This window comes from Kitasatospora sp. NPDC036755, from assembly GCF_040636595.1.
GTDB lineage: Bacteria > Actinomycetota > Actinomycetes > Streptomycetales > Streptomycetaceae > Kitasatospora.
Genome location: NZ_JBEZUT010000606.1, coordinates 1 through 2,338, shown reverse-complemented (window position 1 = coordinate 2,338; position 2,338 = coordinate 1). Strand labels below are relative to the sequence as shown.

General features: G+C 72.3%; 2 protein-coding genes. One reads left to right on the top strand and one right to left on the bottom strand.

Annotated features, from left to right (window positions below; all coding sequences use genetic code 11):
* Positions 1–1,440, bottom strand: a 1,440-nt coding sequence (locus tag AB0E96_RS40440; protein WP_359831760.1) for a polyketide synthase, incomplete at its 3' end; no start/stop codon positions are given.
* Positions 1,441–1,796: 356 nt separating this feature from the next.
* Here AB0E96_RS40440 and AB0E96_RS40435 point away from each other — a divergent pair.
* Positions 1,797–2,338, top strand: a 542-nt coding sequence (locus tag AB0E96_RS40435) for an aminotransferase class III-fold pyridoxal phosphate-dependent enzyme (RefSeq protein ID WP_359831758.1), incomplete at its 3' end; no start/stop codon positions are given.

Here is a 2,338-nt window from a genome sequence, read left to right as displayed (position 1 = left end):
GTCGCCGTCGTCCTCGCCGCCCTGGCGCTGACCGCGACCGCGTGCGACAAGAACGACAAGAGCCGCCACCGGCAGGACGCTCCGGCCGGTGCCGCCGGGCGCGGCGGGCCCGGGCTCCCCTCCGGCGGGGGCCGGCGGCTCGGCGAGGACGACGTGGCAGTTGCTGCCGCCCATGCCGAAGGAGCTCACCCCGGCGACGATCCGGCGCTCCGGGTGGGGCCAGTCGGACGGCCGGTCGTTGACCGCGAGGTTGAGCTCCGCGAAGGGGATCCTCGGGTTCGGGGTGGAGAAGTTGAGGCTGGCCGGCAGCCTGCGGTGCCGCAGGGCGAGCAGGGTCTTGATCAGACCGGCGATGCCGGCCGCGCCCTCCAGGTGCCCGATGTTGGTCTTGACCGAGCCGACCCGCAGCGGATCGCCGGCCGGCCGCCGGGTGCCGAGCGCCGCGCCGAGTGCGGCGGCCTCGATCGGGTCGCCCAACGGCGTTCCGGTGCCGTGCAGTTCGACGTACTGGACTTCCTCGGGGGCGACCCCGGCCCGGTGCAGGGCCAGTTCGATGACCCGCTCCTGCGCGGCCTGGCTGGGCACGGTGAGCCCGGGGGTGGCGCCGTCGTTGTTCACCGCGCTGCCGAGCAGCACCCCGTGCACCCGGTCGCCGTCGGCGAGGGCCCGGGAGAGCGGCTTGAGCACCACCACGCCGGCGCCCTCGCCGCGCACGTAGCCGTTGGCCCGGGCGTCGAAGGCGTAGCAGCGGCCGTCGGGCGACAGGCCGCCGAACCGCTCGGCGTCCATGACCCCTTCGGCGAGGATGTTGAGGTTCACCCCGGCGGCCAGCGCCGTGGTCGCCTCCCCGGTGCGCAGGCTCTCGCAGGCGAGGTGCACGGCGACCAGGGAGGAGGACTGGGAGGTGTCTACGGTGATGCTGGGGCCGTGCAGGCCGAGCGCGTACGAGACCCGGTTGGCGATGATGCCCCGGTGGGTGCCGGTGGCGGTGTGCTGGGTGATCGCGGCCGAGCCCTGCCGGTGGACCAGGGCGGCGTAGTCCTCGCGGGCGGTGCCGACGAAGACCGCGGTGGCGCTGCCCGCCAGTTCGGTCGCCGGGATCCCGGCGTCCTCCAGGGCCTCCCAGGCGAGTTCCAGGACGAGCCGCTGCTGCGGGTCCATCACCACGGCCTCGCGGGGCGAGATCCCGAAGAACTCGGCGTCGAAGTCGGCGATGCCGTCCAGGAAGCCGCCGCGCCGCCGGTCGCTGTGCGCGTCTGGGGAGATCGGCTCCCAGCGGTGGTCGGGCATCTCGGTGACGGCGTCCCGCCCCTCGCGCAGGAGCTCCCAGAACGCGGCGGGTCCGGCCGCCGAGGGCAGCCGGCACGACAGGCCGACCACGGCGACCGGCTCGTGCCGGTCCTGGCGCAGGGTGTTCCCGGAGTGTCGCTCACTCGTCATTCGCGTGGCTGCCCTTCGGTTCCGCACATCACGTTCGATAACGGCCATGACTCCGAACGACCTTATCCGGATTCGTTTCCGAACAGTCTCGGCCGGGTCACCGACGGGTAATCGGGCAACGGTGGGACCGTATTGGCCGAGAAATTACCGAGGCTTTTCCGGAGATTGTCCGGAGGGCCTGCCGACCCGCCTGAAACGTGCCCGAAACATTCCCCCGGGCGCACCCGGAACACGGGGAGACCGGGCTGTTACCGGTTCATGACAGGTCGCCGCTAGAGTCGGCCGGACGCCCGGGCACGGCGAGCCGGCGGACACGAACGACAGCGGCGGACAAGGGGACCACGATGGACCGATCGGTGGATGAGCTCCAGCTCGCGGAGCCGTACCTCGGGGAATGGCTGGCCTCGCTCGGGCTCGGCGTCGAGTACGTGCGAGCCCGCGGCAACACACTTTTCCGGCGGGACGACGAGGGCCGGGAAAAGCCGGTGCTCGACCTCGTCGGCGGCTACGGGTCGACGATCCTCGGGCACAACAACCCGGTGATCGTCGACTACGCGAAGGAACTCCTCGAAGCCGGTACGCCGATTCACGCGCAATTCTCCCGGCACCCCTACGCGAACGATCTGGCGCGCAAGGTGAACACCATCATCCAGCGCGAATTCGGCACCACCGAGACGTATTCCGCGGTCTTCGCGAACAGCGGCGCCGAGGCCGTCGAGATCGCGGTCAAGCACGCGGAACTCGACCGGGTCTCCAAGCTGACCGAGGCGCTGGAGGGCATCGAGGCGAACATCGAGGCCGCCCGGGCCGCCGTGCGCGCCGGGGCCCGGGTGGAGGCCGGCGACGCTCTCGCCGGGGCCCTCGCCGAACCCGCCGACGGAGCCCGGCCCGCCGACGG